We start from the raw sequence: 298 nt of genomic DNA, 5'->3' as shown, positions 1-298 counted from the left end.
CGATCCTGATCGAGGATCGACAGGTTCGGTGCGATAACCGGATTACTGTTATTCCAGCTACTCGTGCCCGTTACGCTGACCGTGCCGCTGTTCAGTGCCAGATCAGTCACCGTAACCACACCGCTGGCCTGCGACTGCGGTGCCGCACCGTCAAAGATCAGGGTGCCGCCGCTCAGATCCACCCCGTGCAAGGTACGATCGGTGGTACCAACCGTGGTCACGTTATTCGCCGACAGTTTCAACGTGGCATTCGCCAGCGCTGCGCTGTTGATGGCATTTAACGCAAAGGTCGAGTTGG

At 58.4% G+C, this 298-nt stretch carries 1 protein-coding gene; it reads right to left on the bottom strand.

The genetic code is table 11. The features are described 5' to 3' along the window. Window positions 1–298, bottom strand: a 298-nt coding sequence (locus tag YALDO0001_RS19560; protein ID WP_042840700.1) for a hypothetical protein, incomplete at both ends; no start/stop codon positions are given.

The sequence above is a fragment of the Yersinia aldovae ATCC 35236 genome (assembly GCF_000173735.1).
GTDB classification, from domain to species: domain Bacteria; phylum Pseudomonadota; class Gammaproteobacteria; order Enterobacterales; family Enterobacteriaceae; genus Yersinia; species Yersinia aldovae.
Note: the sequence above shows the minus strand (reverse complement) of the source record. Positions and strands in the feature narration are given on the sequence as shown.